Source organism: Fructilactobacillus florum 8D (assembly GCF_000512295.1).
GTDB classification, from domain to species: Bacteria; Bacillota; Bacilli; order Lactobacillales; family Lactobacillaceae; genus Fructilactobacillus; species Fructilactobacillus florum.
Genome location: NZ_ALXG01000025.1, coordinates 1 through 1,483, shown reverse-complemented (window position 1 = coordinate 1,483; position 1,483 = coordinate 1). Strand labels below are relative to the sequence as shown.

Genomic DNA, 1,483 nt, shown 5'->3' with positions numbered 1-1,483 from the left:
AAAGACATTCTACTTCTAAAAGGTGGTTTTAAAACTAAATGTGAAGCTGAATTATATTTATCACAAATGAAATTGGATTTGCATAGTGGAGAATTTATAAAAGATGAATCTCCCCTATTTTCAGATTATTTTAATAAATGGTACGAAACCTATAAAAAAAACTATAACTGATGTTACTAGGCTTCATTACTTACATATTTATAACGTAATTAAAAAATATTTTACCAATGATAAACTAAAATATTTAAACAGTGAAAAATATAAAATATTACTAGATGAATATGGTTCAAATCATGCTAAAGAAACAATTAGTAAGATTAATTCTTTAATCCATGTATGTATTAAAGATGCAATTTACGATGGATATATTAAAAAAATTACAAATTATTTAATTTCTACAAAGAATAAACACTATACTTCTAAATACATGATTTTATTAGCAATATATACTTGAATGCGTCTAGGATAAATAAAAGTTTTAAAATGGAAAAATATTGATTTTGAAAATTGCATAATTAATGTTGTTCAATCTTATAATGCTAAAACAAAAAAATATATACCTGTTAAAACGAAAAGCTCCAAACGATCAATACGAGTAAATAAAAAAGTTCTAAGTATAATTAAAGAATTAAAAATTAATGATGATAAAGTTATTTTCTTGAACCAATTTAAAATTATCCCTACTTCAATTCTGTAAATAAAACGCTTATAAAATAATTTAAAGAATTAGGTATAACTAAAACATAGTTTTCATTTTTTCTCATTACGTCATACATACGTGGCATATTTACTAGCTAATATCGTTGATATCTATATAATTATTAAACAATTAAGACATTATGATATTGGAATAACATCAAGAAAATATGCCTATTTAATCTATGAATATAAAAATGGAAGTAATGATGAAATCGCACAAATTTTAAATAAAGTATAAAAAACACACCATTAATTAATTTAGTGGTATGTTTTTGGTCTGTCAACGTTTAAACTTCCACAAACAAAAATGGCTCTATATCAACGTTTTCACGTTCATACAGAACCATTAAAAACTATAATTATGCCGAGAGCGGGGGTCGAACCCGCACGATCGCAATGATCACTGGATTTTGAGTCCAGCGCGTCTGCCAATTCCGCCATCTCGGCAAAGTTTTGATTGTAGCAATTCAAAGGCGGTAGTCGGATTTGAACCGACGATGAAGGTTTTGCAGACCTCTGCCTTACCACTTGGCTATACCGCCATAAAAAGCACTATCAGTGCCTTCTTCTTGCTAACGCAAGCCAATCAAAAGGCGGTAGGTGGGAATCGAACCCACGCGTGTCGGTACCACAAACCGATGTGTTAACCACTTCACCACTACCGCCATAATATCATAAACAGGGATAGTAGGAATCGAACCCACATCAGCGGTTTTGGAGACCGACATACTACCGTTGTACTATATCCCTATAGATGGAGGGGAGTGGATTCGAACCACCGAAC

Annotated in this window: 1 protein-coding gene and 4 tRNA genes; 1 reads left to right on the top strand and 4 read right to left on the bottom strand. The window is 30.5% G+C overall.

The window, feature by feature from the left end; translation table 11 throughout:
- Positions 1-6: 6 nt before the first annotated feature.
- The gene (locus B808_RS06710) at positions 7-171 is read left to right on the top strand and encodes an Arm DNA-binding domain-containing protein (RefSeq protein ID WP_157780106.1); all 165 of its coding nucleotides are present in this window, start codon (positions 7-9) and stop codon (positions 169-171) included.
- A gap of 890 nt (positions 172-1,061) precedes the next feature.
- Here the strand turns inward: B808_RS06710 and B808_RS02625 are convergent.
- The 4 genes from B808_RS02625 to B808_RS02610 form a co-directional block, all read right to left on the bottom strand.
- Positions 1,062-1,146, bottom strand: a tRNA-Leu gene (locus tag B808_RS02625).
- A gap of 24 nt (positions 1,147-1,170) precedes the next feature.
- Positions 1,171-1,241 (bottom strand) — tRNA-Cys (locus B808_RS02620).
- Between the two features lie 50 nt (positions 1,242-1,291).
- Positions 1,292-1,364, bottom strand: a tRNA-His gene (locus B808_RS02615).
- Between the two features lie 14 nt (positions 1,365-1,378).
- Positions 1,379-1,449 (bottom strand) — tRNA-Trp (locus tag B808_RS02610).
- Positions 1,450-1,483: the final 34 nt, after the last annotated feature.